At 59.6% G+C, this 23,499-nt stretch carries 36 protein-coding genes; 34 read left to right on the top strand and 2 right to left on the bottom strand.

The features are described 5' to 3' along the window. The first annotated feature begins 66 nt into the window (after positions 1–66). From fusA to dsbD, 33 genes are all read left to right on the top strand, one after another. A complete protein-coding gene (gene fusA, locus VSR68_RS30895; protein ID WP_342943460.1) occupies positions 67–2,169 on the top strand; it encodes an elongation factor G in 2,103 nt (700 codons plus the stop codon). A gap of 47 nt (positions 2,170–2,216) precedes the next feature. Further along, on the top strand, positions 2,217–3,407 hold the full coding sequence (gene tuf, locus VSR68_RS30900) for an elongation factor Tu (protein WP_012402197.1): 1,191 nt from the start codon (positions 2,217–2,219) through the stop codon (positions 3,405–3,407). A gap of 127 nt (positions 3,408–3,534) precedes the next feature. Then, complete coding sequence (rpsJ, locus tag VSR68_RS30905; RefSeq protein ID WP_087736409.1) at positions 3,535–3,846, top strand: 30S ribosomal protein S10; 312 nt, start codon at positions 3,535–3,537, stop codon at positions 3,844–3,846. A gap of 188 nt (positions 3,847–4,034) precedes the next feature. Continuing rightward, on the top strand, positions 4,035–4,694 hold the full coding sequence (rplC, locus tag VSR68_RS30910) for a 50S ribosomal protein L3 (protein ID WP_090871845.1): 660 nt from the start codon (positions 4,035–4,037) through the stop codon (positions 4,692–4,694). Continuing rightward, positions 4,694–5,314, top strand: coding sequence for a 50S ribosomal protein L4 (gene rplD, locus VSR68_RS30915; protein ID WP_087736410.1), 621 nt, complete (start codon positions 4,694–4,696; stop codon positions 5,312–5,314). Before rplC ends, rplD begins: the two co-directional genes overlap by 1 nt. Continuing rightward, positions 5,311–5,625: a 50S ribosomal protein L23 gene (gene rplW / locus VSR68_RS30920; RefSeq protein ID WP_087736411.1), complete on the top strand. Its 315-nt coding sequence runs from the start codon at positions 5,311–5,313 to the stop codon at positions 5,623–5,625. The genes rplD and rplW overlap by 4 nt, the downstream gene beginning before the upstream one ends. 2 nt (positions 5,626–5,627) lie before the next feature. Then, complete coding sequence (gene rplB, locus VSR68_RS30925) at positions 5,628–6,455, top strand: 50S ribosomal protein L2 (RefSeq protein ID WP_012402194.1); 828 nt, start codon at positions 5,628–5,630, stop codon at positions 6,453–6,455. A 10-nt stretch (positions 6,456–6,465) separates the two neighbouring features. After that, complete coding sequence (rpsS, locus tag VSR68_RS30930; RefSeq protein WP_006998484.1) at positions 6,466–6,741, top strand: 30S ribosomal protein S19; 276 nt, start codon at positions 6,466–6,468, stop codon at positions 6,739–6,741. A 12-nt stretch (positions 6,742–6,753) separates the two neighbouring features. Next, positions 6,754–7,083 carry a 50S ribosomal protein L22 gene (gene rplV, locus VSR68_RS30935; protein ID WP_007730533.1) on the top strand — a complete coding sequence of 110 codons (330 nt, stop codon included), beginning with the start codon at positions 6,754–6,756 and terminating at the stop codon, positions 7,081–7,083. Between the two features lie 11 nt (positions 7,084–7,094). Continuing rightward, positions 7,095–7,889 carry a 30S ribosomal protein S3 gene (rpsC, locus tag VSR68_RS30940; protein WP_087736413.1) on the top strand — a complete coding sequence of 265 codons (795 nt, stop codon included), beginning with the start codon at positions 7,095–7,097 and terminating at the stop codon, positions 7,887–7,889. A gap of 2 nt (positions 7,890–7,891) precedes the next feature. Next, positions 7,892–8,308, top strand: coding sequence for a 50S ribosomal protein L16 (gene rplP, locus VSR68_RS30945; protein ID WP_012402192.1), 417 nt, complete (start codon positions 7,892–7,894; stop codon positions 8,306–8,308). 10 nt (positions 8,309–8,318) lie between these two features. Next, positions 8,319–8,513, top strand: coding sequence for a 50S ribosomal protein L29 (gene rpmC, locus VSR68_RS30950; RefSeq protein ID WP_007180130.1), 195 nt, complete (start codon positions 8,319–8,321; stop codon positions 8,511–8,513). Next, complete coding sequence (gene rpsQ / locus VSR68_RS30955) at positions 8,510–8,782, top strand: 30S ribosomal protein S17 (protein ID WP_087736414.1); 273 nt, start codon at positions 8,510–8,512, stop codon at positions 8,780–8,782. The genes rpmC and rpsQ overlap by 4 nt, the downstream gene beginning before the upstream one ends. A 291-nt stretch (positions 8,783–9,073) precedes the next feature. Then, on the top strand, positions 9,074–9,442 hold the full coding sequence (gene rplN / locus VSR68_RS30960; protein WP_012402188.1) for a 50S ribosomal protein L14: 369 nt from the start codon (positions 9,074–9,076) through the stop codon (positions 9,440–9,442). A gap of 9 nt (positions 9,443–9,451) precedes the next feature. Further along, the gene (rplX, locus tag VSR68_RS30965) at positions 9,452–9,760 is read left to right on the top strand and encodes a 50S ribosomal protein L24 (RefSeq protein WP_090871714.1); all 309 of its coding nucleotides are present in this window, start codon (positions 9,452–9,454) and stop codon (positions 9,758–9,760) included. Positions 9,761–9,773: 13 nt separating this feature from the next. Then, the gene (gene rplE, locus VSR68_RS30970; RefSeq protein ID WP_006052214.1) at positions 9,774–10,313 is read left to right on the top strand and encodes a 50S ribosomal protein L5; all 540 of its coding nucleotides are present in this window, start codon (positions 9,774–9,776) and stop codon (positions 10,311–10,313) included. 7 nt (positions 10,314–10,320) lie between these two features. After that, positions 10,321–10,626 carry a 30S ribosomal protein S14 gene (gene rpsN / locus VSR68_RS30975; RefSeq protein ID WP_087736416.1) on the top strand — a complete coding sequence of 102 codons (306 nt, stop codon included), beginning with the start codon at positions 10,321–10,323 and terminating at the stop codon, positions 10,624–10,626. Positions 10,627–10,640: 14 nt separating this feature from the next. Continuing rightward, complete coding sequence (gene rpsH / locus VSR68_RS30980; RefSeq protein ID WP_090871716.1) at positions 10,641–11,036, top strand: 30S ribosomal protein S8; 396 nt, start codon at positions 10,641–10,643, stop codon at positions 11,034–11,036. A 19-nt stretch (positions 11,037–11,055) separates the two neighbouring features. Further along, complete coding sequence (gene rplF / locus VSR68_RS30985; protein ID WP_090871718.1) at positions 11,056–11,586, top strand: 50S ribosomal protein L6; 531 nt, start codon at positions 11,056–11,058, stop codon at positions 11,584–11,586. Between the two features lie 12 nt (positions 11,587–11,598). Further along, entirely contained in the window at positions 11,599–11,964 is a 366-nt protein-coding gene (gene rplR, locus VSR68_RS30990; protein WP_102131678.1) for a 50S ribosomal protein L18, read from the top strand. Between the two features lie 14 nt (positions 11,965–11,978). After that, positions 11,979–12,497: a 30S ribosomal protein S5 gene (gene rpsE / locus VSR68_RS30995; RefSeq protein WP_004197945.1), complete on the top strand. Its 519-nt coding sequence runs from the start codon at positions 11,979–11,981 to the stop codon at positions 12,495–12,497. 10 nt (positions 12,498–12,507) lie between these two features. Then, entirely contained in the window at positions 12,508–12,690 is a 183-nt protein-coding gene (rpmD, locus tag VSR68_RS31000; RefSeq protein ID WP_342943461.1) for a 50S ribosomal protein L30, read from the top strand. Between the two features lie 30 nt (positions 12,691–12,720). Beyond that, entirely contained in the window at positions 12,721–13,155 is a 435-nt protein-coding gene (rplO, locus tag VSR68_RS31005; RefSeq protein ID WP_087736420.1) for a 50S ribosomal protein L15, read from the top strand. 46 nt (positions 13,156–13,201) lie between these two features. Next, positions 13,202–14,548: a preprotein translocase subunit SecY gene (gene secY / locus VSR68_RS31010; RefSeq protein WP_342943462.1), complete on the top strand. Its 1,347-nt coding sequence runs from the start codon at positions 13,202–13,204 to the stop codon at positions 14,546–14,548. Positions 14,549–14,556: 8 nt separating this feature from the next. Next, complete coding sequence (gene infA, locus VSR68_RS31015) at positions 14,557–14,775, top strand: translation initiation factor IF-1 (protein ID WP_004521905.1); 219 nt, start codon at positions 14,557–14,559, stop codon at positions 14,773–14,775. A gap of 20 nt (positions 14,776–14,795) precedes the next feature. Next, positions 14,796–14,912 carry a 50S ribosomal protein L36 gene (gene rpmJ, locus VSR68_RS31020; RefSeq protein ID WP_004199844.1) on the top strand — a complete coding sequence of 39 codons (117 nt, stop codon included), beginning with the start codon at positions 14,796–14,798 and terminating at the stop codon, positions 14,910–14,912. Positions 14,913–14,953: 41 nt separating this feature from the next. Then, a complete protein-coding gene (gene rpsM, locus VSR68_RS31025; protein ID WP_087736422.1) occupies positions 14,954–15,319 on the top strand; it encodes a 30S ribosomal protein S13 in 366 nt (121 codons plus the stop codon). 28 nt (positions 15,320–15,347) lie between these two features. Then, a complete protein-coding gene (rpsK, locus tag VSR68_RS31030) occupies positions 15,348–15,752 on the top strand; it encodes a 30S ribosomal protein S11 (protein WP_006052224.1) in 405 nt (134 codons plus the stop codon). A gap of 146 nt (positions 15,753–15,898) precedes the next feature. Next, the gene (gene rpsD, locus VSR68_RS31035) at positions 15,899–16,522 is read left to right on the top strand and encodes a 30S ribosomal protein S4 (RefSeq protein WP_090871720.1); all 624 of its coding nucleotides are present in this window, start codon (positions 15,899–15,901) and stop codon (positions 16,520–16,522) included. 124 nt (positions 16,523–16,646) lie between these two features. Next, positions 16,647–17,624: a DNA-directed RNA polymerase subunit alpha gene (locus tag VSR68_RS31040; protein WP_087736424.1), complete on the top strand. Its 978-nt coding sequence runs from the start codon at positions 16,647–16,649 to the stop codon at positions 17,622–17,624. Between the two features lie 133 nt (positions 17,625–17,757). Continuing rightward, positions 17,758–18,153, top strand: a complete 396-nt coding sequence (gene rplQ, locus VSR68_RS31045; protein WP_007730705.1) for a 50S ribosomal protein L17 — start codon at positions 17,758–17,760, stop codon at positions 18,151–18,153. Positions 18,154–18,302: 149 nt separating this feature from the next. After that, on the top strand, positions 18,303–18,635 hold the full coding sequence (gene cutA / locus VSR68_RS31050) for a divalent-cation tolerance protein CutA (protein ID WP_428983629.1): 333 nt from the start codon (positions 18,303–18,305) through the stop codon (positions 18,633–18,635). After that, on the top strand, positions 18,628–20,484 hold the full coding sequence (dsbD, locus tag VSR68_RS31055; protein ID WP_342943463.1) for a protein-disulfide reductase DsbD: 1,857 nt from the start codon (positions 18,628–18,630) through the stop codon (positions 20,482–20,484). The genes cutA and dsbD overlap by 8 nt, the downstream gene beginning before the upstream one ends. A gap of 169 nt (positions 20,485–20,653) precedes the next feature. Here the strand turns inward: dsbD and hemB are convergent, their stop codons facing one another. Both hemB and yihA read right to left on the bottom strand, forming a co-directional pair. Further along, on the bottom strand, positions 20,654–21,652 hold the full coding sequence (gene hemB, locus VSR68_RS31060; protein ID WP_342943464.1) for a porphobilinogen synthase: 999 nt from the start codon (positions 21,650–21,652) through the stop codon (positions 20,654–20,656). A gap of 241 nt (positions 21,653–21,893) precedes the next feature. After that, on the bottom strand, positions 21,894–22,556 hold the full coding sequence (yihA, locus tag VSR68_RS31065; protein WP_342943465.1) for a ribosome biogenesis GTP-binding protein YihA/YsxC: 663 nt from the start codon (positions 22,554–22,556) through the stop codon (positions 21,894–21,896). 268 nt (positions 22,557–22,824) lie between these two features. Here yihA and VSR68_RS31070 point away from each other — a divergent pair, with 268 nt between their 5' ends. Then, positions 22,825–23,478: a c-type cytochrome gene (locus VSR68_RS31070; RefSeq protein WP_342943466.1), complete on the top strand. Its 654-nt coding sequence runs from the start codon at positions 22,825–22,827 to the stop codon at positions 23,476–23,478. Positions 23,479–23,499: the final 21 nt, after the last annotated feature.

Here is a 23,499-nt window from a genome sequence, read left to right on the forward strand (position 1 = left end):
TCGCCCGTTTGTGTTAGGGCGCGATGGACTCTCTGTTCCATCGCGTCATCCCAATAGAGGATCAAAGTGGCTCGCAAGACTCCTATCGAGCGCTACCGCAACATCGGTATTAGCGCTCACATCGACGCCGGCAAGACGACGACGACCGAGCGCATCCTGTTCTATACCGGCGTGAACCACAAGATCGGTGAAGTGCACGACGGCGCCGCTACCATGGACTGGATGGAGCAGGAACAGGAACGTGGTATCACGATCACGTCCGCTGCTACCACGGCGTTCTGGAAGGGCATGGGTAACAACTACCCGGAACACCGCATCAACATCATCGACACCCCGGGTCACGTCGACTTCACGATCGAAGTCGAGCGCTCGATGCGCGTGCTCGACGGCGCATGCATGGTGTACTGCGCAGTGGGCGGCGTGCAGCCGCAGTCGGAAACGGTGTGGCGCCAGGCTAACAAGTACAAGGTTCCCCGTCTCGCGTTCGTCAACAAGATGGACCGTACCGGCGCGAACTTCTTCAAGGTCTACGACCAGCTGAAGACCCGTCTGAAGGCCAACCCGGTCCCCGTCGTGGTGCCGATCGGCTCGGAAGAGAACTTCAAGGGCGTCGTCGATCTGCTGAAGATGAAGGCGATCATTTGGGACGAAGCGTCGCAAGGCACGAAGTTCGACTACGTCGACATCCCGGCTGAACTCGTTGACACGTGCAACGAGTGGCGCGAAAAGATGATCGAATCGGCGGCTGAAGCCAGCGAAGAGCTGATGGAAAAGTACCTCGGCGGCGACACGCTGACCGAAGCTGAAATCGTCAAGGCTCTGCGCGACCGTACGATCGCTTGCGAAATCCAGCCGATGCTGTGCGGCACCGCGTTCAAAAACAAGGGCGTGCAGCGCATGCTCGACGCCGTGATCGACTTCCTGCCGTCGCCGGTCGACATTCCCCCTGTCAAGGGCGAACTCGAAAGCGGTGAGGCTGCTGAGCGCAAGGCGTCGGACGACGAGAAGTTCTCGGCACTGGCGTTCAAGATCATGACCGACCCGTTCGTCGGCCAGCTGATCTTCTTCCGCGTGTACTCGGGTATCGTGAATTCGGGCGACACCGTGCTGAACTCGACCAAGGACAAGAAGGAGCGTCTTGGCCGTATTCTGCAGATGCACGCAAACCAGCGCGAAGAAATCAAGGAAGTGCGCGCAGGTGACATCGCTGCTGCCGTCGGCCTGAAGGAAGCGACCACGGGCGACACGCTGTGCGACCCGGCGCACCCGATCGTTCTCGAGCGCATGATTTTCCCGGAGCCGGTGATTTCGCAGGCAGTCGAGCCGAAGACGAAGGCGGACCAGGAAAAGATGGGCCTGGCGCTGAACCGTCTGGCTCAGGAAGACCCGTCGTTCCGCGTGCAAACGGATGAAGAATCGGGCCAGACCATCATTTCGGGTATGGGCGAACTGCACCTCGAAATTCTGGTCGACCGTATGAAGCGTGAGTTCAACGTCGAAGCGACCGTCGGCAAGCCGCAGGTTGCATACCGCGAAACGATTCGCGCGACGGCGACGGACGTGGAAGGCAAGTTCGTCAAGCAGTCGGGCGGCCGCGGCCAGTACGGTCACGCCGTCATCACGCTCGAGCCGAACGAGCAGGGCAAGGGCTACGAGTTCCTGGATGAGATCAAGGGTGGTGTGATTCCGCGTGAATACATCCCGGCGGTCGACAAGGGTATCCTGGAAACGCTGAAGAGCGGCGTGCTCGCTGGCTTCCCGGTCGTCGACGTGAAGGTTCACCTGACGTTCGGTTCGTACCACGACGTTGACTCGAACGAAAATGCGTTCCGCATGGCCGGTTCGATGGCGTTCAAGGAAGCAATGCGCAAGGCGAGCCCGGTTATCCTCGAGCCGATGATGGCCGTGGAAGTCGAAACGCCTGAAGACTACATGGGCAACGTGATGGGCGACCTGTCGGGCCGTCGCGGTATCGTCCAGGGCATGGAAGACATGGTGGGCGGTGGCAAGATCGTCCGCGCCGAAGTGCCGCTGTCGGAGATGTTTGGCTACTCGACGTCGCTGCGCTCGCTGACGCAAGGCCGCGCAACGTACACGATGGAATTCAAGCACTACGCAGAAGCTCCGCGTAACGTGTCGGAAGCGATCATCAACGCGAAGTCGAAGTAAGACCTCGCACAGTCATTCATCGAACAACTTTTTGAAAGAAGAGAAACATGGCTAAAGGTAAATTCGAACGGACCAAGCCGCACGTGAACGTCGGCACGATCGGTCACGTTGACCACGGCAAGACCACGCTGACGGCAGCGATCACGACGGTGCTGACCGCCAAGTTCGGCGGCGAAGCAAAGGCCTACGACCAGATCGACGCTGCGCCGGAAGAAAAAGCGCGCGGCATCACGATCAACACGGCACACGTCGAGTACGAAACGGCTAACCGCCACTACGCACACGTCGACTGCCCGGGCCACGCCGACTACGTGAAGAACATGATCACGGGCGCCGCGCAGATGGACGGCGCGATCCTGGTGTGCTCGGCCGCTGACGGCCCGATGCCGCAAACGCGTGAGCACATCCTGCTGGCGCGTCAGGTCGGTGTGCCGTACATCATCGTGTTCCTGAACAAGTGCGACATGGTCGACGACGCCGAGCTGCTCGAGCTGGTCGAAATGGAAGTGCGCGAACTGCTGTCGAAGTACGACTTCCCGGGCGACGACACGCCGATCATCAAGGGTTCGGCGAAGCTGGCGCTGGAAGGCGACAAGGGCGAGCTGGGCGAAGTGGCGATCATGAACCTGGCCGACGCGCTGGACACGTACATCCCGACGCCGGAGCGCGCCGTGGACGGCGCGTTCCTGATGCCGGTGGAAGACGTGTTCTCGATCTCGGGTCGCGGCACGGTGGTGACGGGTCGCGTCGAGCGCGGTGTCATCAAGGTCGGCGAGGAAATCGAGATCGTCGGTATCAAGCCGACGGTGAAGACGACCTGCACGGGCGTGGAAATGTTCCGCAAGCTGCTCGACCAGGGTCAGGCAGGCGACAACGTCGGTATCCTGCTGCGCGGCACGAAGCGTGAAGACGTGGAGCGTGGCCAGGTGCTGGCCAAGCCGGGTTCGATCACGCCGCACACGCACTTCACGGCTGAGGTGTACGTGCTGAGCAAGGACGAAGGCGGCCGTCATACGCCGTTCTTCAACAACTACCGTCCGCAGTTCTACTTCCGTACGACGGACGTGACGGGCTCGATCGAGCTGCCGAAGGACAAGGAAATGGTGATGCCGGGCGACAACGTGTCGATCACGGTCAAGCTGATCGCGCCGATCGCGATGGAGGAAGGTCTGCGCTTCGCCATCCGCGAAGGTGGCCGTACCGTCGGTGCCGGTGTCGTTGCCAAGATCATCGAGTAAAATCGAAGATTGCCGTAGCAGTATGCAGTGCCCGGGTCTGGGTACTCGCGCCCCGCGGGCGCCCAGACCTACGTTCTTTTACTAATCGGCGGTGCAATACCGCCTCGCTCTTTCCAAGGAATTCGTCATGCAGAACCAGAAAATCCGCATTCGCCTGAAGGCTTTCGACTATCGTCTGATCGACCAATCGGCAGCTGAAATCGTCGACACGGCAAAGCGGACTGGCGCAATCGTTCGTGGTCCGGTGCCCCTGCCGACCCGTATCCAGCGTTTCGACATCCTGCGTTCGCCGCACGTCAACAAGACGTCGCGCGATCAGCTCGAAATCCGCACGCACCAACGCCTGATGGACATCATCGATCCGACGGACAAGACCGTCGACGCGCTGATGAAGCTGGATCTGCCGGCTGGCGTGGACGTCGAAATCAAGCTGCAGTAAAGGTTTCAAGCGGCATCCAGATCACCGGATGCCGCTAAGTCTTTGATTGCTTGCAGAAAAGAAAAAGCCTTGCTACAATGCTAGGCTTTTCGCGCATTTGCGTAAAAAAGCCGCCGTGGTTCGCCTCTGGATCGCGCGGCATTTTGTAAATTAGCCCCGACCAATCGCAGTCGGGAATGGAGAAAACGATGAGCCTTGGACTCGTAGGTCGCAAGGTTGGCATGACCCGTATCTTCACGGCTGAAGGGGATTCGATTCCCGTCACCGTGCTGGACGTGTCCGACAACCGTGTGACGCAGATCAAGACTGTTGAAACCGACGGCTACACGGCCGTTCAGGTTGCCTTCGGTACGCGCCGTGCATCGCGCGTGACGAAGCCGTTGGCAGGTCATCTCGCCAAAGCCGGCGTTCAGGCCGGTGAAATCCTCAAGGAATTCCAAATCGACGCCACCAAGGCTGCCGAGCTGTCGAACGGCGCCGTGATCGGTGTGGATCTCTTCGAAGTGGGCCAGAAGGTCGACGTGCAAGGCACCTCGATCGGTAAGGGCTACGCCGGTACCATCAAGCGTTACAACTTCGGTTCGGGCCGTGCATCGCACGGTAACTCGCGTTCGCACAACGTGCCGGGCTCGATCGGTATGGCGCAGGATCCGGGTCGTGTTTTCCCGGGTAAGCGCATGACCGGTCACATGGGTGACGAGACGGTGACGGTGCAAAACCTCGAAATCGCTCGTATCGACGCCGACCGCAAGCTGCTGCTGGTCAAGGGTGCCGTTCCGGGTGCGAAGGGCGGCAAGGTTTTCGTGACGCCGGCCGTGAAGGTGCGTGCCGTGAAAGGAGCGAAATAATGGAACTTAAGCTCCTGAATGCAAATGGTCAGGAAGGCGCAGCGGTTAGCGCGTCGGACGTCGTGTTCGGCCGTGACTACAACGAAGCGCTGATTCACCAGATCGTCGTCGCTTACCAGGCGAACGCACGTAGCGGCAACCGCGCTCAGAAGGACCGCGAGCAGGTCAAGCACACGACGAAGAAGCCGTGGCGTCAGAAGGGCACGGGCCGTGCTCGTGCCGGTATGTCGTCGAGCCCGTTGTGGCGTGGCGGTGGTCGCATTTTCCCGAACTCGCCGGAAGAAAATTTCTCGCACAAGGTCAACAAGAAGATGCATCGCGCAGGTCTCTGCTCGATCTTCTCGCAGCTGGCCCGCGAAGGCCGCATCGCGGTTGTCGACGAGCTGACGCTCGAAGCGCCGAAGACGAAGCTGCTGGCCGAAAAGTTCAAGGCTATGGGTCTCGATTCCGTGCTGGTCATCACCGACACGGTTGACGAAAACCTGTACCTCGCGTCGCGCAACCTGGCCCATGTGGCGGTTGTCGAGCCGCGTTACGCCGACCCCCTGTCGCTGATCTACTTCAAGAAAGTGCTGATCACGAAGGCTGCGGTCGCCCAGATCGAGGAGTTGCTGTCATGAGCGAAGTTCGCAAAAACGATCATCGTTTGATGCAAGTTCTGCTCGCGCCGGTGATCTCCGAAAAGGCGACGCTGGTGGCTGACAAGAACGAGCAAGTCGTGTTCGAAGTTGCGCCGGACGCTACGAAGCAGGAAGTGAAGGCCGCTGTCGAGCTGCTGTTCAAGGTGGAAGTCAATTCCGTCAATGTGCTGGTCCAGAAAGGCAAAGCCAAGCGCTTTGGCCGCTACATGGGCAAGCGCAAGGACGTGAAGAAGGCGTACGTCTGCCTGAAGCCCGGCCAGGAAATCAACTTTGAAGCGGAGGCCAAGTAATCATGGCAATCGTGAAAGTTAAGCCGACTTCGCCGGGTCGCCGTGCGATGGTCAAGGTGGTCAACAAGGATCTGCACAAGGGCAAGCCGTACGCGCCGCTGCTCGACACGCAGAGCTCGACCGCCGGCCGTAACAACAACGGCCACATCACCACGCGTCACAAGGGCGGTGGTCACAAGCATCACTATCGTATCGTCGACTTCCGTCGCACGAAGGATGGCATTCCCGCGAAGGTCGAACGCCTCGAGTACGATCCGAACCGTAGCGCAAACATCGCGCTGGTCGTGTACGCAGACGGCGAGCGTCGCTACATCATCGCTCCGAAGGGCGTGACGGTTGGTCAGCAACTGATGTCGGGTTCGGAAGCGCCGATCCGCGCAGGCAACACGCTGCCGATCCGCAACATCCCGGTCGGTACGACGATTCACTGCATCGAAATGCTGCCGGGCAAGGGCGCGCAAATGGCGCGTTCGGCGGGTACGTCGGCGATGCTGCTGGCTCGTGAAGGCACCTACGCGCAGGTTCGTCTGCGTTCGGGCGAAATCCGCCGCGTTCACATCGAGTGCCGCGCGACGATCGGTGAAGTGGGCAACGAAGAGCATAGCCTCCGTCAAATCGGTAAGGCTGGCGCGAACCGCTGGCGCGGTATCCGTCCGACGGTGCGCGGCGTTGCAATGAACCCGGTCGATCACCCGCACGGTGGTGGTGAAGGCAAGACGGCTGCAGGTCGCGATCCGGTGAGCCCGTGGGGCACGCCGACGAAGGGCTATCGCACCCGTAGCAACAAGCGCACGACGAGCATGATCGTCCAGCGCCGTCACAAGCGTTAAGGAGTAGGCAATGGCACGTTCTATTAAAAAAGGTCCGTTCTGCGACGCCCATTTGCTGAAGAAAGTTGAGGCGGCTGCAGCTTCGCGCGACAAGAAGCCAATCAAGACCTGGTCGCGTCGCTCGACGATCCTGCCGGACTTCATCGGCCTGACGATCGCCGTTCATAACGGCCGTCAACACGTTCCGGTGTATGTCACGGAAAACATGGTCGGCCACAAGCTTGGCGAGTTCGCACTGACCCGTACGTTCAAGGGTCACGCGGCCGACAAGAAGGCCAAGAAATAAGGGGCTATCAAGATGGAAGTGAAAGCAATTCATCGCGGTGCCCGCATCTCGGCGCAGAAGACGCGCCTTGTGGCTGACCAGATCCGCGGTTTGCCGGTCGACAAGGCGCTGAACGTTCTGACGTTCTCGCCGAAGAAGGCGGCTGGCATCGTGAAGAAGGTCGTGCTGTCGGCGATCGCGAATGCGGAGCACAACGAAGGTGCTGATATCGACGAGCTCAAGATCACGAGCATCTACGTCGACAAGGCAGCGTCGCTCAAGCGGTTCACCGCGCGCGCCAAGGGCCGCGGCAACCGCATTGAGAAGCAATCCTGTCACATCACTGTGACGGTCGGGAATTAAGGGGTCATACGATGGGACAGAAAATTCATCCGACTGGCTTCCGTTTGGCCGTCAGCCGCAATTGGGCTTCGCGTTGGTACGCGAACAACAACAATTTCGCGGCGATGTTGCAGGAAGACATCGGTGTTCGTGAATACCTGAAGAAGAAGCTGAAGAACGCGTCCGTCGGCCGTGTCGTGATCGAGCGTCCTGCAAAGAACGCGCGTATCACGATTTTCAGCTCGCGTCCGGGTGTTGTGATCGGCAAGAAGGGCGAAGACATCGAACTGTTGAAGTCGGAACTGCAGAAGCGCATGGGCGTTCCGGTTCACGTCAACATCGAAGAAATTCGCAAGCCGGAAACCGACGCGCAACTGATCGCCGATTCGATCACGCAACAGCTCGAGCGCCGGATCATGTTCCGCCGCGCGATGAAGCGTGCGATGCAAAACGCAATGCGTCTCGGTGCTCAAGGCATCAAGATCATGAGCGCAGGCCGTCTGAACGGTATCGAAATCGCTCGTACCGAGTGGTATCGCGAAGGCCGCGTGCCCCTGCATACGCTGCGTGCGGACATCGACTACGCGACCTCGGAAGCGAAGACGACGTACGGCATCATCGGCGTGAAGGTGTGGGTCTACAAGGGCGATACGCTCGGCCGCAATGACGCTCCGGTGGTGGAAGAAGTCGCCGAAGAAAAGCGTCCGCGCCGCAATGCACGTCCGGGTGACCGTCGCCCGCGTCGCGATGGTGAAGGTGCACCGGCAGGTGCTCGCCGTGGCGGTCCGCGCCGAGGCGGTGCCGGCGACGGTAAGACTGGAGAATAACGATGCTGCAACCGAAACGCAGGAAGTATCGCAAAGAGCAGAAGGGTCGTAACACTGGCGTCGCAACGCGTGGTAACGCGGTGTCGTTCGGTGAATACGGTCTGAAGGCTATCGGTCGCGGCCGCCTGACCGCGCGTCAGATTGAAGCAGCGCGTCGTGCAATGACGCGTCACATCAAGCGCGGCGGCCGCATCTGGATTCGCATTTTCCCGGACAAGCCGATCTCGCAAAAGCCGGCTGAAGTACGTATGGGTAACGGTAAGGGTAACCCGGAGTACTACGTCGCCGAGATTCAACCGGGCAAGATGCTGTACGAAATGGACGGTGTGTCCGAAGAACTGGCGCGTGAAGCGTTCCGTCTGGCTGCAGCCAAGCTGCCGCTGAAGACGACGTTCATGGTTCGTCAGCTCGGCGCCTAAGGAGTGAACGATGAAGGCTTCTGAACTTCACCAGAAAGATCAGGCCGCGCTCAACAAAGAGCTGTCGGACCTGTTGAAGGCGCAATTCGGCCTGCGCATGCAACTCGCGACCCAGCAGCTCACGAATACGAGCCAGCTGAAGAAGGTTCGTCGCGACATCGCACGTGTGCGGACCGTCCTGACTGAGAAGGCGAACCAGAAATGAACGATAGCGTAAAAACCTCGCTCAAGCGGACGCTGGTCGGCAAGGTCGTCAGCAACAAGATGGACAAGACGGTTACCGTGCTGGTCGAGCACCGTGTGAAGCACCCGATCTACGGCAAGTATGTCGTACGTTCGAAGAAGTACCACGCTCACGACGAGGCGAACACCTACAACGAGGGCGACCTCGTTGAAATCCAGGAAACTCGTCCGATCTCGAAGACGAAGGCTTGGACGGTGTCGCGTCTGGTCGAAGCTGCTCGCGTCATCTAAAGCAGCTGAGCAACAGAAGTAGTTGAAATCGCAGTAGATTTCGCTTGCAAGACCGAGATTATTTGTTATAATCTCGGTCTTCCCTCTTTGTGGGAGCCCCATCGCGGGCGAAGTTGAGGTGGGGGAAGCGATGTGAGCGTCAGTTCATGTCGGCAGATTCACCGGATTGCGATGGCGGGTTTCGTTTGCCGTCGCTGCTGTTCTAACCCAAGCAGCCGATTGGCTGACGGGACCAAGACTGACCGAATGCATCATGGTGGTGCAATCGGATTAAGTTGGGAAAGATAAACCATGATCCAGACCGAAACTCGGCTCGAAGTGGCCGACAACACGGGTGCGCGTGAAGTCATGTGCATCAAGGTGCTCGGCGGCTCGAAGCGTCGTTATGCCAACATCGGCGACATCATCAAGGTGAGCGTCAAAGAGGCAACGCCGCGCGGGCGCGTGAAGAAAGGCGAAATCTACAACGCCGTGGTGGTTCGCACCGCCAAGGGCGTTCGCCGTCAAGACGGCTCGCTGATCAAGTTCGACGGCAACGCCGCCGTGCTTTTGAATACCAAGCTCGAGCCTATCGGCACCCGCATCTTCGGGCCGGTCACGCGTGAGCTGCGCAGCGAACGCTTCATGAAGATCGTTTCGCTCGCGCCGGAAGTGCTGTAAGGAGCCGAGATGAACAAGATTCGCAAGGGTGACGAAGTCATCGTCATCACCGGCAAAGACAAGGGCAAGCGCGGCGTCGTGCTGGCTGTTGGCGACGACCGTGTGACCGTCGAAGGCCTCAATATCGCCAAGAAGCATGTGAAGCCGAACCCGATGAAGGGTACGACGGGCGGCGTGGAAGCGAAGGCAATGCCGCTGCACATTTCGAACGTCGCGCTGGTCGACGCGAACGGCAAGCCGTCGCGTGTCGGCATCAAGGTCGAGGGAGACAAGAAAGTCCGTTTCCTGAAGACGACCGGTGCTGTGCTGAGCGCCTGACGCGGAGTAAAAAATGGCACGTTTGCAAGAATTTTATAAAGAGAAGGTTGTCCCCGGCCTGATCGAGAAGTTCGGTTACAAGTCCGTGATGGAAGTGCCGCGCATCACCAAGATCACCCTGAACATGGGTCTTGGCGAAGCCGTCGCCGACAAGAAGATCATCGAGAACGCCGTTGGCGATCTGACGAAGATCGCGGGCCAGAAGCCGGTGATCACGAAGGCACGCAAGGCAATCGCGGGCTTCAAGATCCGTCAGGGTTATCCGATCGGCGCAATGGTCACGCTGCGTGGCCAGGCGATGTACGAATTCCTGGACCGTTTCGTCACGGTCGCGCTCCCGCGTGTGCGTGACTTCCGTGGCGTGTCGGGCCGTGCATTCGACGGTCGTGGCAACTACAACATCGGTGTGAAAGAGCAGATCATTTTCCCCGAAATCGACTACGACAAAATCGACGCGCTGCGTGGGCTGAACATCAGCATCACGACGACTGCGAAGACTGACGACGAAGCAAAGGCACTGCTCGCCAGCTTCAAGTTCCCGTTCAGAAACTGAGGTTACCGTGGCTAAACTGGCACTGATCGAACGTGAAAAGAAGCGTGCGCGCCTGGCTGCCAAGTACGCTCCCAAGCGTGCTGCGCTGAAGGCAATCATCGACGACCAAAGCAAGTCGGAAGAAGAGCGCTATGCGGCTCGTCTCGAGCTGCAGCAACTGCCGCGCAATTCGAACCCGACCCGTAAGCGCAATCGTTGCGCGATCACCGGTCGTCCGCGCGGCACGTTCCGCAAATTCGGGCTGGCGCGTAACAAGATTCGTGAAATCGCGTTCCGCGGCGAGATCCCTGGCCTGACCAAGGCGAGCTGGTAATAGGAGAAACGTAAATGAGCATGAGTGATCCTATCGCCGATATGCTGACTCGCATCCGCAATGCGCAGATGGTCGAGAAGGTTTCGGTGACGATGCCCTCGTCGAAAGTCAAGATTGCAATCGCGCAAGTCCTGAAGGATGAAGGCTATATCGACGATTTCGCAGTGAAGTCCGAAGGTGCGAAGTCGGAATTGAACATCGCGTTGAAGTACTACGCTGGCCGTCCGGTTATCGAGCGCCTCGAGCGCGTTTCGAAGCCTGGTCTGCGCGTGTACCGCGGCCGCAACGAAATCCCGCAGGTCATGAACGGCCTGGGTGTTGCGATCGTGTCGACGCCGAAGGGTGTGATGACTGACCGCAAGGCGCGCGCTACGGGCGTCGGCGGCGAAGTCATCTGCTACGTCGCTTAAAGCCGAAGGGAGAAGAAACATGTCTCGAGTAGGTAAAAGCCCGATCGCGCTGCAAGGCGCAGAAGTGGCCCTGAGCGACGAGCGTATTAGCGTCAAGGGCCCGCTGGGCACGATTACGCAAGCTGCGAATCGCCTGGTGAAGGTGGTGAACGACAACGGCACGCTGAAGTTCGAGCCGGTGGACGAGAGCCGCGAAGCAAATGCAATGTCGGGCACGATGCGCGCGCTGGTCGCAAACATGGTGCAAGGCGTGACCAAGGGTTTCGAGCGCAAGCTGACGCTGGTTGGCGTCGGTTATCGTGCGCAAGCGCAAGGCGACAAGCTGAACCTGTCGCTGGGTTTCTCGCACCCGGTGGTGCACCAGATGCCGGAAGGCGTGAAGGCTGAAACCCCGTCGCAAACGGAAATCGTGATCAAGGGGATCGACAAGCAGAAAGTTGGCCAAGTCGCTGCAGAAGTGCGCGGCTACCGTCCGCCGGAGCCCTACAAGGGCAAGGGCGTGCGCTATGCCAACGAGGTTGTGATCCTCAAAGAAACGAAGAAGAAGTAAGGGTGCGCAATCATGGATAAGACTCAATCTCGCCTGCGCCGCGCTCGTCAGACGCGTCTCAAGATCGCTGAGCTGCAAGTCGCGCGTCTGGCCGTGCATCGCACGAACACGCACATCTATGCGCAAGTGTTCTCGCCGTGCGGCACCAAGGTGCTCGCCAGCGCATCGACGCTCGAAGCCGAAGTGCGTGCGCAGCTCGCCGACAAGACGGGCAAGGGTGGCAACGTTGCCGCTGCAACCCTGATCGGCAAGCGCATCGCAGAAAAGGCTAAGGCTGCCGGCATCGAATCCGTCGCCTTTGACCGCTCGGGTTTCCGCTACCACGGCCGCGTGAAGGCGCTGGCTGATGCGGCGCGCGAAGCCGGGCTCAAGTTCTAAGGAAGGAATTCGTCATGGCAAAGATGCAAGCGAAAGTTCAGGCTGACGAACGCGACGACGGCCTTCGCGAAAAGATGATTTCGGTCAATCGCGTGACCAAGGTCGTGAAGGGTGGCCGTATTCTCGGCTTCGCCGCACTGACCGTGGTTGGCGACGGTGATGGCCGCGTCGGCATGGGCAAGGGCAAGGCGAAGGAAGTGCCGGTTGCCGTTCAGAAGGCAATGGAACAAGCCCGCCGCAACATGTTCAAGGTGCCGCTCAAGAACGGTACGTTGCAACACGAAGTGCACGGCAAGCACGGCGCATCGACGGTTCTCCTCGCTCCGGCGAAGGACGGTACCGGCGTGATCGCTGGCGGCCCGATGCGCGCAGTGTTCGACGTGATGGGCGTGCAAAACGTTGTGGCCAAGAGCCACGGTTCGACGAACCCGTACAACCTCGTTCGTGCGACGCTGGACGGCCTGCGCAAGCAGTCGACCCCGGCTGACATCGCGGCGAAGCGTGGTAAGTCCGTCGAAGAAATTCTGGGCTAAGGTGGTCACCATGTCTGAAAAAACTGTCAAGGTTCAGCTCGTCAAGAGCCTGATTGGGACCCGCGAATCGCACCGTGCGACGGTGCGTGGTCTTGGTCTGCGCCGCCTGAACTCGATTAGCGAGCTGCAGGACACGCCGGCTGTGCGCGGCATGATCAACAAGGTCTCGTACCTCGTTAAGGTCATCGGCTAAGCGGCCGTTCGGGCACTCAAGGAGTTGATAATGGAATTGAATAACCTGAAGCCGGCCGAAGGCGCGAAGCACGCAAAGCGTCGCGTTGGTCGCGGCATCGGCTCCGGCCTCGGCAAGACCGCTGGCCGTGGTCACAAGGGTCAGAAGTCGCGTTCGGGTGGCTTCCACAAGGTCGGCTTCGAAGGCGGTCAGATGCCGCTGCAACGCCGTCTGCCGAAGCGTGGCTTTACCTCGCTGACGAAGGAATTCGTCGGTGAAGTGCGCCTCGGTGACCTGGAAAAGCTGCCGGTCGACGAAATCGATCTGTTGGCACTGAAGCAAGCCGGTCTGATTGGCGAGATGATGACGAGCGCCAAGATCATCGCGACGGGCGAGCTGAAGCGCAAGATCGTCGTGAAAGGTCTGTCTGCGACGAAGGGCGCGCGCGCTGCGATTGAAGCAGCTGGCGGTTCTTTCGCCGAGTAACGTGCAAGTCGTTTGCCGTCACTAGCATTTGCATCGGAGAAGGTACTTGGCTAACAGCCCGAGTCTCGCAAAACCCGGTCGAAGCGCGGCGAAGTTTGGCGATCTGCGCCGGCGTGCAGTGTTCCTGCTGCTGGCGCTGGTCGTCTACCGTGTTGGCGCGCACATTCCGGTGCCGGGCATTGACCCGGACCAACTGGCAAAGCTGTTCCAAAGCCAGTCGGGCGGCATCCTAGGCATGTTCAACATGTTCTCGGGTGGCGCACTTTCGCGGTTCACGATTTTTGCGCTTGGGATCATGCCGTATATTTCGGCGTCGATCATCATGCAGTTGCTGGCGATCGTCTCGCCGCAGCTCGAAGCGCTGAAGAAGGAAGGGCAGGCAGGACAACGGAAGATCACGCAGTACACGCGTGTTTTTACGGTAGTTCTGGCGACGTTCCAGGCTTTTGGCATCGCTGTCGCGCTTGAGAATCAGCCGGCACTGGTGATCGATCCTGGCATGGTCTTCCGGCTGACGACGGTTGTGACGCTCGTGACCGGCACGATGTTCCTGATGTGGCTCGGTGAGCAAATCACGGAACGTGGTCTGGGCAACGGCATTTCGATCATTATTTTCGGCGGCATCGCGGCGGGTTTCCCGAATGCGATCGGTGGTCTCTTCGAACTGGTTCGCACCGGATCGATGAGCATCATCTCGGCGATTATCGTGGTCGCGCTGATTGCAGCTGTGACGTATCTGGTGGTGTTCATCGAACGCGGCCAGCGCAAGATTCTTGTGAACTACGCGAAGCGGCAAGTCGGCAATAAGATTTATGGCGGACAGTCGTCGCATCTGCCGTTGAAGTTGAACATGTCGGGCGTGATTCCGCCGATCTTCGCGTCGTCGATCATCCTGTTCCCGGCAACCATCCTGAACTGGTTCAGTTCCGGTTCGCGGACCGGCTGGTTCGCAGACACGCTGCACAATGTGGCCGAAGCGATCAAGCCCGGTCAGCCGGTGTACGTGTTGCTGTACGCGTTGGCGATCGTGTTCTTCTGCTTCTTTTACACCGCGCTGGTGTTCAACAGCAGAGAGACGGCCGACAACCTGAAAAAGAGCGGTGCATTCGTCCCGGGTATTCGTCCGGGAGACCAGACGGCGCGCTATATCGACCGCATCCTGACGCGTCTGACGTTGGCTGGTGCGATCTACATCGTGTTCGTTTGCTTGCTGCCCGAGTTTTTGGTGCTGCGCTGGAATGTGCCGTTTTATTTTGGTGGAACGTCGCTGCTGATCATTGTCGTCGTCACAATGGACTTCATGGCGCAGGTGCAGTCGTACGTTATGTCGCAACAGTATGAGTCGCTGCTGAAGAAGGCAAACTTCAAGGGCGGCGGCGTCCCGATGCGTTGAAAGGACTTATGGCCAAAGACGATGTAATCCAGATGCAAGGCGAGGTTATCGAAAACCTCCCCAATGCTACCTTCCGGGTGAAGCTGGAAAACGGCCATGTCGTATTGGGACACATATCCGGCAAGATGCGGATGCACTACATCCGTATTCTGCCGGGCGACAAGGTGACGGTTGAATTGACGCCTTACGATCTGTCGCGTGCGCGGATCGTGTTCCGGGCGAAGTGATTTGAAAAAAGGGTAATATCATGAAAGTGATGGCATCGGTTAAGCGCATTTGCCGCAATTGCAAGATCATCAAGCGCAAGGGCGTCGTTCGCGTGATTTGCAGCTCTGATCCGCGCCACAAGCAGCGTCAAGGCTGAACGCCGCGCTTTTGTTTGCGCTTTTTGTTTGAGGAAAAACAATGGCTCGTATCGCAGGGGTTAATATCCCGAACCACCAGCATACCGAAATCGGCCTGACGGCAATTTACGGTATCGGTCGCACGCGCTCGCGCAACATTTGCGTTGCTGCTGGTGTGGAATTTTCGAAGAAGGTTAAGGACCTGACCGACGCAGATCTCGAAAAGCTGCGTGAAGAAGTCGGCAAGTTTATCGTTGAAGGCGATCTGCGCCGTGAAACGACGATGAACATCAAGCGCCTGATGGACCTCGGTTGCTACCGTGGCGTGCGCCATCGTAAGGGCCTGCCCCTGCGCGGCCAGCGCACGCGTACGAATGCGCGTACGCGCAAGGGTCCGCGTCGTGCAGCGCAAGCGCTGAAGAAGTAAGCGAGACTGACAGTTACAGGAAAACGTAATGGCTAAGGCTTCGAACAACTCCGCGGCGCAACGCGTTCGCAAGAAGGTCAAGAAGAACGTCGCCGAGGGCGTGGTTCACGTTCACGCGTCGTTCAACAACACCATCATCACGATCACCGACCGTCAAGGCAATGCATTGGCTTGGGCAACGTCGGGTGGTCAGGGCTTCAAGGGTTCGCGTAAGTCGACCCCGTTTGCAGCTCAGGTTGCCGCTGAATCGGCTGGCCGCGTGGCGATGGAATACGGCGTGAAGAACCTCGAAGTACGGATCAAGGGCCCCGGCCCTGGCCGTGAGTCCGCGGTGCGCGCGTTGCATGGTCTTGGCATCAAGATCACCGCGATCTCCGACGTGACGCCGGTTCCGCACAACGGCTGCCGTCCGCCGAAGCGTCGTCGTATCTAAGACGCTTGCTCCGCTTGCGCCTGTTGCCGCTAAAGGCGGTAGCAGGCTGCTTGCGTTATTGAATTGACTAAGCCCACCGTTCGACCCAAAGGGTTCGGACTAGCGTGAATGAATGTTCACGTGATCAATCATAGAAGGAATGCAAAGTGGCACGCTATATCGGCCCTAAAGCCAAGCTGTCTCGCCGTGAAGGCACCGATCTCTTCCTGAAGAGCGCCCGTCGTTCGCTCGCTGACAAGTGCAAGCTTGACAGCAAGCCGGGTCAACATGGCCGCACCTCGGGCGCCCGTACGTCCGACTACGGCACGCAGTTGCGCGAAAAGCAAAAAGTGAAGCGCATCTACGGCGTGCTCGAGCGCCAGTTCCGCCGTTATTTCGCTGAAGCTGATCGCCGCAAGGGCAACACGGGTGAAAACCTGCTGAAATTGCTCGAGTCGCGTCTGGACAACGTCGTGTATCGCATGGGCTTCGGCTCGACGCGCGCAGAAGCACGTCAGCTCGTGAGCCACAAGGCAATCACGGTGAACGGTGTCGTCGCGAACATCCCGTCGCTGCAAGTGAAGGCTGGCGACGTGATCTCCGTGCGCGAACAGGCCAAGAAGCAGGCTCGTATTCTCGAAGCGCTGTCGCTCGCGGAACAGGGCGGCCTGCCGAGCTGGGTTGCTGTCGATTCGAAGAAGTTCGAAGGTACGTTCAAGCAAATGCCGGAACGCAGCGATATCGCTGGCGACATCAACGAAAGCCTGATCGTCGAATTGTATTCGCGGTAATCGGATTAACGGCCGAGGTTCCCGGATTGCGTTAGGCAAGGGGGCGCCTCGGCTGTTTATTTTCAGGTTGTTACCGGTCAGCCTTATCGGTGTAACGAGCCGAGGGTATTGAAAAGGAAAACCTATGCAAACCAGTTTGTTGAAGCCCAAGATCATCGCAGTTGAATCGCTTGGCGAAAGCCACGCGAAAGTGGTCATGGAACCGTTTGAACGCGGTTATGGCCACACCTTGGGTAACGCGCTTCGGCGCGTGTTGCTGTCGTCGATGGTTGGCTACGCGCCGACGGAAGTGACGATTGCAGGCGTCGTGCATGAATACTCGACGCTCGATGGTGTGCAAGAGGACGTGGTCAACCTGTTGTTGAACCTGAAGGGCGTGGTGTTCAAGCTGCATAACCGTGACGAAGTGACGGTTACGCTGCGCAAGGAAGGTGAAGGCGTTGTTACCGCTGGCGACATCGAGCTCGCCCACGACTGCGAAGTGATGAATCCGGATCATGTGATCGCGCACCTGTCGAAGGGCGGCAAGCTCGACGTGCAGATCAAGGTCGAAAAGGGCCGTGGCTATGTGCCGGGCAACGTGCGTCGTTACGGTGAAGAATCGGCCAAGATCATTGGCCGTATCGTGCTGGACGCGTCGTTCTCGCCGGTTCGCCGTGTGAGCTATGCAGTGGAAAGCGCGCGTGTCGAACAGCGTACCGACCTCGACAAGCTCGTGATGAACATCGAAACCAACGGCGTCATCTCGCCGGAAGAAGCGATCCGTCAATCGGCGCGTATTCTGGTCGATCAGCTGTCGGTGTTCGCAGCACTGGAAGGCACGGAAGCCGCGGCAGAAGCACCGTCGCGTGCACCGCAGATCGATCCGATCCTGCTGCGCCCGGTCGATGATCTCGAACTGACGGTTCGCTCGGCGAACTGCCTGAAGGCCGAGAACATCTACTACATCGGCGACCTGATCCAGCGCACGGAAAACGAGCTGCTGAAGACGCCGAATCTGGGCCGCAAGTCGCTGAACGAGATCAAGGAAGTGCTCGCTTCGCGCGGTCTGACGCTCGGCATGAAGCTCGAAAACTGGCCGCCGGCTGGTCTCGACAAGTAATCGCGCAGCATCAACTGGCCAGGACGCGGATTTTCCTTTAAAATCCGCGTCTTGCCTTTTTCACTACCGGCCCGTGCTTTCCACGGAAAGCGATAGAAGAGCTGGACCAAAACTTTGAATCAAGGAAATTGAAATGCGTCACCGTCATGGTCTGCGGAAACTGAACCGCACGAGCAGCCACCGTCTGGCAATGCTCCGTAACATGTCCAACTCGCTGATCGAGCACGAAGTCATCAAGACCACGCTGCCGAAGGCGAAGGAACTCCGTAAGGTCGTCGAGCCGCTGATCACGCTCGGCAAGAAGCCGTCGCTGGCAAACCGTCGTCTGGCGTTCAACCGCCTGCGCGATCGTGACTCGGTCACGAAGCTGTTCGACGTGCTGGGCCCGCGCTTCGCGAACCGTCCGGGTGGCTATCTGCGCATCCTGAAGTTCGGTTTCCGCGTTGGCGACAATGCACCGATGGCGCTTGTCGAACTGCTGGACCGTCCGGAAGTCGAGGAAGTCGAGAACGTTGCAGAAGCTGAATAAGCGTTCTGACAACTGCTAAAAAGCCAGGCGAAAGTCTGGCTTTTTTGTTTTCGGGCGTGCGTATGGCCTATGCCAATTGGCCGCCAGCGACGTCTTGGAACAAGGTGATACGATAGCGTCACCCTGTTGCGAAAGTGCTGGAGCGGTCGGTGAACGTGAATGTGAGTTTGATTTTGACGACCGTGCCGGACCTCGCGACGGCGCAAAAGCTGGCTCAGGATGCGCTTTCTGCCCGTCTTGCCGCGTGCGTGACGCAGCTTGGCAGCGTCCAGTCGAGCTATCACTGGCAGGGCAAGATCGAATCGGCGGATGAAATCCAGTTGCTGTTCAAGACGAGCGTCGTCCGGGCGTTCGAACTCGAGCAGTTCATTCAGGCTCAGCATCCGTACGAGACGCCCGAAATCCTCTCCTGGCAGGTCACAGCGTCGGCCGCGTATGGCCAATGGGTGAACACCGAAACGCAACGCCCGATCCATGTTTAACAGCTTCTCCAGGCGCTGGCGCGATACCGCGCGCTTCCTCATCCTCATGACCGGCATTCTGCTGCTCTCGCTATTCAGGGCGAGCGGCGCACACGCTGACGACTTCCTTGATCCCGCCGTTGCTTTCAGATTCAGCGCATCTGAGCAGCCGGGCGAAGTGCTGGTTCACTACAAGATCGCCGACGGTTACTACATGTATCGCGAGCGATTCGCCTTTGCGACCCGCAACGGCACAGTCACCATCGGAGATCCGCAGTTGCCCGCGGGCCATGTGAAGTTCGACCAGACCTTCGCGAAGAATGTGGAAACCTATCGCGGCGAACTGACGATCCGCGTACCGGTGAAGCAGGCAAGCGGTCCGTTCGATCTCGCCGTGACGTCGCAAGGCTGTGCCGACGCCGGCATCTGCTATCCGCCGATGGAACGCGTCTATCACGTGACGGGCGCCGCCTTGCACGCTGCCGTGACGGGCGTTGTCGACGGCGCACAAAGTGTCCAGGGCACGCAGGGCGGCGCGTCGTGGTACGAACGCGCGACTAGCGCAGACTATGCGCAGTCGCTGCTGCAGGGCGGGGGCTTCTTTGCAATCGTCGGATTGTATTTCGTCGCCGGCGTGGTGCTGAGCCTGCTGCCGTGTTCGTATCCGATGATCCCGATCCTGTCCGCGATCATCATCGGCGAGGGGCCGCGCGTGACGCGTGGCCGGGGCTTCGCGTTGTCGCTCGCCTATGTCATCGGCATGGCGCTCGTTTATACCGTGCTCGGCATTGCCGCCGCGCTCGTCGGGCAAAGCCTTGGTGCATGGCTCCAGAATCCGTGGGTGCTCGGCGCGTTCGCGCTTGTGCTGACAGTGTTCGCTCTCTCGTTGATCGCGGGCGTCGATATCGTGTTGCCGCAGCGCTGGCAGAACGGTGTCTCGAAGGCGTCGGGAGGACGGTCGGGAGGCAAATTCGCTGCTGTCGCAGTGATGGGCGCGCTGTCGGCGCTGGTGGTGGGGGCGTGCATGACGGCGCCGCTTTTCGCCGTGCTGGCGTTCATCGCGCACACGGGCAACGCCGTATTGGGTGGTGCGGCCCTGTTTTCGATGGGCGTCGGGCTCGGTGTACCGCTGCTGATCATCGGGCTTGGCGCGGGTACGTTGCTGCCGCGCGCGGGCGCATGGATGGACAGCGTGAAGGTCTTCTTCGGTGTTGTGCTGCTGGCAGCGGCGCTGTGGATCGTATGGCCGGTTCTGGGCGCGACCGCGCAAATGCTGTTGGCAGCGCTGTGGCTGCTGATTGCCGCGGCCGGTTTGGGACTTTTTTCGCCGCACGCCGGAGCAAAGTCCATTTGGCGCGGTCTCGGTCGCGGAATCGGCGCGGCGTTGGCGATCTGGGCGGCAACGCTGCTCGTCGGGCTCGCAGCGGGATCGACGAACCCATTCGAGCCGCTAGCAGTGCTTGCCAGCCGCACGGCGAATGCGCCGTCTACAGCGGCCCCTCAGGGCGATCTGGCCTTTGCGCCCGTGCGATCATCGGGGCAACTCGACGAGGCCGTCAAAACGGCTGCACAGCCCGCTATGCTCGATTTCTATGCGGACTGGTGCGTCAGCTGCAAGGAAATGGAGAAGCTCACCTTCAGCGATCCACGCGTTCAGGCCAAGCTCAAGCAGATGAATCTGCTGCGAGCCGACGTTACGGCGAACAATGCTGACGATCAGGCATTGCTCAAGCGCTTCAACCTGTTCGGGCCGCCAGGCATCATATTTTTCGACCGAGGCGGCAGAGAGGTATTGCGCGTGGTCGGTTACGAATCGGCGGACAAATTCCTGAGAAGTCTCGACCGTGTGACGATGGCACCCCAGACCTGAAACGGCAACGCGAGTCAGCTGTTAGCCAATTTCGCGCTCGACGCGCACCAAACCCAACCGATCGACATTTACCCGCGACTCTCAAAAAGTCTCGCAACAAAAAAGCGGAGGCAGCCGCAAGGCCATCTCCGCTTTTTCAATGCCACAGCGCTACCACGTAGCGCGTCCCTTACTTCTGCGCCCGCAACACGCGCGCAGCATCAAGCGCGAAGTACGTCAGCACACCGTCCGCGCCTGCGCGCTTGAAAGCGAGCAGCGATTCCATCATCACCTTGTCGTGATCCAGCCAGCCGTATTGCGCGGCCGCCTTCAGCATCGCGTATTCGCCGCTCACCTGGTAGACGTAGGTCGGGAAGCGGAACTCGTCCTTCACGCGACGCACGATGTCCAGATACGGCATACCCGGCTTGACCATCACCATGTCCGCGCCTTCGTCGATGTCGGCGCGCACTTCTCGCAGCGCTTCGTCCGAGTTCGCGGGATCGAGCTGGTACGTCATCTTGTTGCCCTTGCCCAAGTTCGCTGCGGAACCCACGGCGTCGCGGAACGGGCCGTAGAACGCCGACGCGAACTTTGCCGAGTACGCCATGATCCGCGTGTGGATGTGGCCCTCGCTCTCCAGCATCTCGCGGATCGAGCCGATGCGGCCGTCCATCATGTCGGACGGAGCGACGATGTCGACGCCTGCCTCTGCCTGCGCCTTCGCCTGCTCGACAAGAATTTCGACGGTTTCGTCATTGATCACGTAGCCGCTCTCGTCGAGCACGCCATCCTGGCCGTGGCTCGTGTAGGGATCGAGCGCGACGTCCGTCAGCACGCCCAATTCGGGAAAGCGCTTCTTCAATTCACGCACGGCGCGCGGAATCAGGCCTGCTTCATTGGTCGCTTCGCGTCCGTCGGGCGTCTTGATGGACGGCTCGATCACCGGAAAGAGCGACAGCACGGGCACGCCCAGTTCGAGACATTGCTCGGCCACGCCCATCAGCAGATCGACGGATACGCGTTCGACGCCCGGCATCGACGGAACGGCCTGACGCACATTCGTGCCTTCGATAATGAAGACGGGATAGATCAGATCGTTGGTGGTAAGAATGTTTTCACGCATCATGCGGCGCGAGAATTCGTCGCGGCGCATGCGGCGCGGACGGTGGTGGGGATAGAAGCTCATGTGGGGTGTCGTGTCTGCAGAAGTCGAGAACGCTGGCTGTTCCCTGCCAGAAACTTTTCGAGACAATGGTATATCATACCGATCGAGCAAGGCGCCTAGCGCTGACCTCCCCGCTTCTCCTCCCTGAGCGGGTGCCTGTCGTTTTTCGATTAGGCTGTTTAACCCGCCGTCAACTAGCGGCGGGTTTTTTTATGGGCGATCGAAAAACGGCGCGGTGCCCTCTGCGACGGCCTTCCAGGCCTTACTCGGCGGACGCGGATACGTCGGCATCGCCCGCCACATCGGGCGCGATCCAGCTTTCGATCAGCTCGTGCGCCTCGTCGAGGCCGGTCCGCTTCAGCGCCGAAAAGAGCTGGGCGGTCAATTCGCCCTGATAGCCGGCGGCGCGATATTCATCCAGCCCTTTCTTCGTCGCGCGCAGCGCATTGACGCCCTCCTGGCGGGTCAATTTGTCGCACTTGGTGAGCAATGTGTGAATCGGCTTGCCGGTCGGCGCGAACCACTCGATCATCCGTCGGTCCAGTTCCGTGAGCGGGCGGCGCGAATCCATCATCAGGATCATGCCGCGCAGTTGCGAGCGCGTCTGCAGATAGGTCGACAGCAACTGTTCCCAGTGGGCTTTCGCCGCGCCGGGCACTTCGGCGTAGCCGTAACCCGGCAAATCGACGAGATTCGCGACAGGCTCGGCTGCCGGGCCCACCGAAAAAAAGTTGATGTGCTGAGTCCGTCCCGGCGTCTTACTGGCGAACGCAAGGCGCTTCTGGTTGCAGAGGATGTTGATGGCCGTCGACTTTCCCGCGTTCGAGCGCCCCGCGAACGCGACCTCCGGCTGCGGCGAAGGCGGCAGATCGCGCAAGTGATTGACGGTCGTAAAGAAGCGGGCTTGGTGGAGCAGGAAAGACATGGAGAAGACCGGAAGGACGGGTAAATGGACGTCAAGCGGACGTCCAGCGAACATCGATGGACGCGATGAAATGCCGTGCAAGGGCGAGACAGCCCGCCGCGAAGGCCGGAGAGGCCCGACTGGCGCCAGCGCGAATAGCGAGTTATTGTACAATACGATGGTTTACTGAAAACCTGTGAGGCCGTCGCGCGGGCCTCTGCGGCTGTGATCGGCCGCTGTCGTATTTTGCAGAACCTCTAATTCCCACAAGACGAAACAGGGTGTGCGAATGAATCGACTGGGCAAGTTTCTGGTGGTACTTCACACAGCAGCAGGTCTTTCAGGTTTCGCAGTACAGGCAAGAGCAGCAGATCAGGCAAAGCCGGATTTGAATCGGGGGCAGGCAATCGCGGCGCAGGTATGCGCTTCGTGTCATGGGGCCGATGGCAACAGCGCCGGCGGCGCGTATCCGAAGCTTGCGGGCCAGCATCCCGAGTATCTCGTCAAGCAGCTGAAGGATTTCAAAACGCAACCCGGTGCCAAGCAGCCCGTCCGCAACAATGCGATCATGGCGGGTATGGTGGCAGCGTTGTCCAATCAGGACATGGTGAACGTGGCGGCATACTTCTCGTCGCAGGCACCGAAGCCGGGCTACGCGCACAACAAGGACACCGTGCCCCTGGGGCAAAAGATCTATCGCGCTGGCGTCGCCGACAAGGGCGTGCCGGCGTGCGCAAGCTGCCACGGGCCGACGGGGCAGGGGATTCCGTCGCAGTATCCGCGGCTGTCGGGGCAATGGGCGGAATACACGGTGACGCAGTTGACCGCGTTCACCCAAGGCCCGGGCGCGCGCAATAACAACGATGCGATGCACGCCATCGCGTCGCGTTTGTCGGACAGCGAGATCAAGGCTGTCGCCGATTACGTCGCGGGCTTGCACTAAGAGTCCGTACGAAAGCGAAGC

The organism is Paraburkholderia phymatum, assembly GCF_038900715.1.
GTDB classification, from domain to species: Bacteria; Pseudomonadota; Gammaproteobacteria; order Burkholderiales; family Burkholderiaceae; genus Paraburkholderia; species Paraburkholderia phymatum_A.

What these genes read in the sequence shown, in the direction of transcription:
- tuf (WP_012402197.1), top strand. Translation starts at nt 2,217, where the DNA reads ATGGCTAAAGGTAAATTCGAACGGACCAAGCCGCACGTGAACGTCGGC.
- rpsJ (WP_087736409.1), top strand. Translation starts at nt 3,535, where the DNA reads ATGCAGAACCAGAAAATCCGCATTCGCCTGAAGGCTTTCGACTATCGT.
- rplC (WP_090871845.1), top strand. Translation starts at nt 4,035, where the DNA reads ATGAGCCTTGGACTCGTAGGTCGCAAGGTTGGCATGACCCGTATCTTC.
- rplD (WP_087736410.1), top strand. Translation starts at nt 4,694, where the DNA reads ATGGAACTTAAGCTCCTGAATGCAAATGGTCAGGAAGGCGCAGCGGTT.
- rplW (WP_087736411.1), top strand. Translation starts at nt 5,311, where the DNA reads ATGAGCGAAGTTCGCAAAAACGATCATCGTTTGATGCAAGTTCTGCTC.
- rplB (WP_012402194.1), top strand. Translation starts at nt 5,628, where the DNA reads ATGGCAATCGTGAAAGTTAAGCCGACTTCGCCGGGTCGCCGTGCGATG.
- rpsS (WP_006998484.1), top strand. Translation starts at nt 6,466, where the DNA reads ATGGCACGTTCTATTAAAAAAGGTCCGTTCTGCGACGCCCATTTGCTG.
- rplV (WP_007730533.1), top strand. Translation starts at nt 6,754, where the DNA reads ATGGAAGTGAAAGCAATTCATCGCGGTGCCCGCATCTCGGCGCAGAAG.
- rpsC (WP_087736413.1), top strand. Translation starts at nt 7,095, where the DNA reads ATGGGACAGAAAATTCATCCGACTGGCTTCCGTTTGGCCGTCAGCCGC.
- rplP (WP_012402192.1), top strand. Translation starts at nt 7,892, where the DNA reads ATGCTGCAACCGAAACGCAGGAAGTATCGCAAAGAGCAGAAGGGTCGT.
- rpmC (WP_007180130.1), top strand. Translation starts at nt 8,319, where the DNA reads ATGAAGGCTTCTGAACTTCACCAGAAAGATCAGGCCGCGCTCAACAAA.
- rpsQ (WP_087736414.1), top strand. Translation starts at nt 8,510, where the DNA reads ATGAACGATAGCGTAAAAACCTCGCTCAAGCGGACGCTGGTCGGCAAG.
- rplN (WP_012402188.1), top strand. Translation starts at nt 9,074, where the DNA reads ATGATCCAGACCGAAACTCGGCTCGAAGTGGCCGACAACACGGGTGCG.
- rplX (WP_090871714.1), top strand. Translation starts at nt 9,452, where the DNA reads ATGAACAAGATTCGCAAGGGTGACGAAGTCATCGTCATCACCGGCAAA.
- rplE (WP_006052214.1), top strand. Translation starts at nt 9,774, where the DNA reads ATGGCACGTTTGCAAGAATTTTATAAAGAGAAGGTTGTCCCCGGCCTG.
- rpsH (WP_090871716.1), top strand. Translation starts at nt 10,641, where the DNA reads ATGAGCATGAGTGATCCTATCGCCGATATGCTGACTCGCATCCGCAAT.
- rplF (WP_090871718.1), top strand. Translation starts at nt 11,056, where the DNA reads ATGTCTCGAGTAGGTAAAAGCCCGATCGCGCTGCAAGGCGCAGAAGTG.
- rplR (WP_102131678.1), top strand. Translation starts at nt 11,599, where the DNA reads ATGGATAAGACTCAATCTCGCCTGCGCCGCGCTCGTCAGACGCGTCTC.
- rpsE (WP_004197945.1), top strand. Translation starts at nt 11,979, where the DNA reads ATGGCAAAGATGCAAGCGAAAGTTCAGGCTGACGAACGCGACGACGGC.
- rpmD (WP_342943461.1), top strand. Translation starts at nt 12,508, where the DNA reads ATGTCTGAAAAAACTGTCAAGGTTCAGCTCGTCAAGAGCCTGATTGGG.
- rplO (WP_087736420.1), top strand. Translation starts at nt 12,721, where the DNA reads ATGGAATTGAATAACCTGAAGCCGGCCGAAGGCGCGAAGCACGCAAAG.
- infA (WP_004521905.1), top strand. Translation starts at nt 14,557, where the DNA reads ATGGCCAAAGACGATGTAATCCAGATGCAAGGCGAGGTTATCGAAAAC.
- rpmJ (WP_004199844.1), top strand. Translation starts at nt 14,796, where the DNA reads ATGAAAGTGATGGCATCGGTTAAGCGCATTTGCCGCAATTGCAAGATC.
- rpsM (WP_087736422.1), top strand. Translation starts at nt 14,954, where the DNA reads ATGGCTCGTATCGCAGGGGTTAATATCCCGAACCACCAGCATACCGAA.
- rpsK (WP_006052224.1), top strand. Translation starts at nt 15,348, where the DNA reads ATGGCTAAGGCTTCGAACAACTCCGCGGCGCAACGCGTTCGCAAGAAG.
- VSR68_RS31040 (WP_087736424.1), top strand. Translation starts at nt 16,647, where the DNA reads ATGCAAACCAGTTTGTTGAAGCCCAAGATCATCGCAGTTGAATCGCTT.
- rplQ (WP_007730705.1), top strand. Translation starts at nt 17,758, where the DNA reads ATGCGTCACCGTCATGGTCTGCGGAAACTGAACCGCACGAGCAGCCAC.
- dsbD (WP_342943463.1), top strand. Translation starts at nt 18,628, where the DNA reads ATGTTTAACAGCTTCTCCAGGCGCTGGCGCGATACCGCGCGCTTCCTC.
- hemB (WP_342943464.1), bottom strand. Translation starts at nt 21,652, where the DNA reads ATGAGCTTCTATCCCCACCACCGTCCGCGCCGCATGCGCCGCGACGAA.
- yihA (WP_342943465.1), bottom strand. Translation starts at nt 22,556, where the DNA reads ATGTCTTTCCTGCTCCACCAAGCCCGCTTCTTTACGACCGTCAATCAC.
- VSR68_RS31070 (WP_342943466.1), top strand. Translation starts at nt 22,825, where the DNA reads ATGAATCGACTGGGCAAGTTTCTGGTGGTACTTCACACAGCAGCAGGT.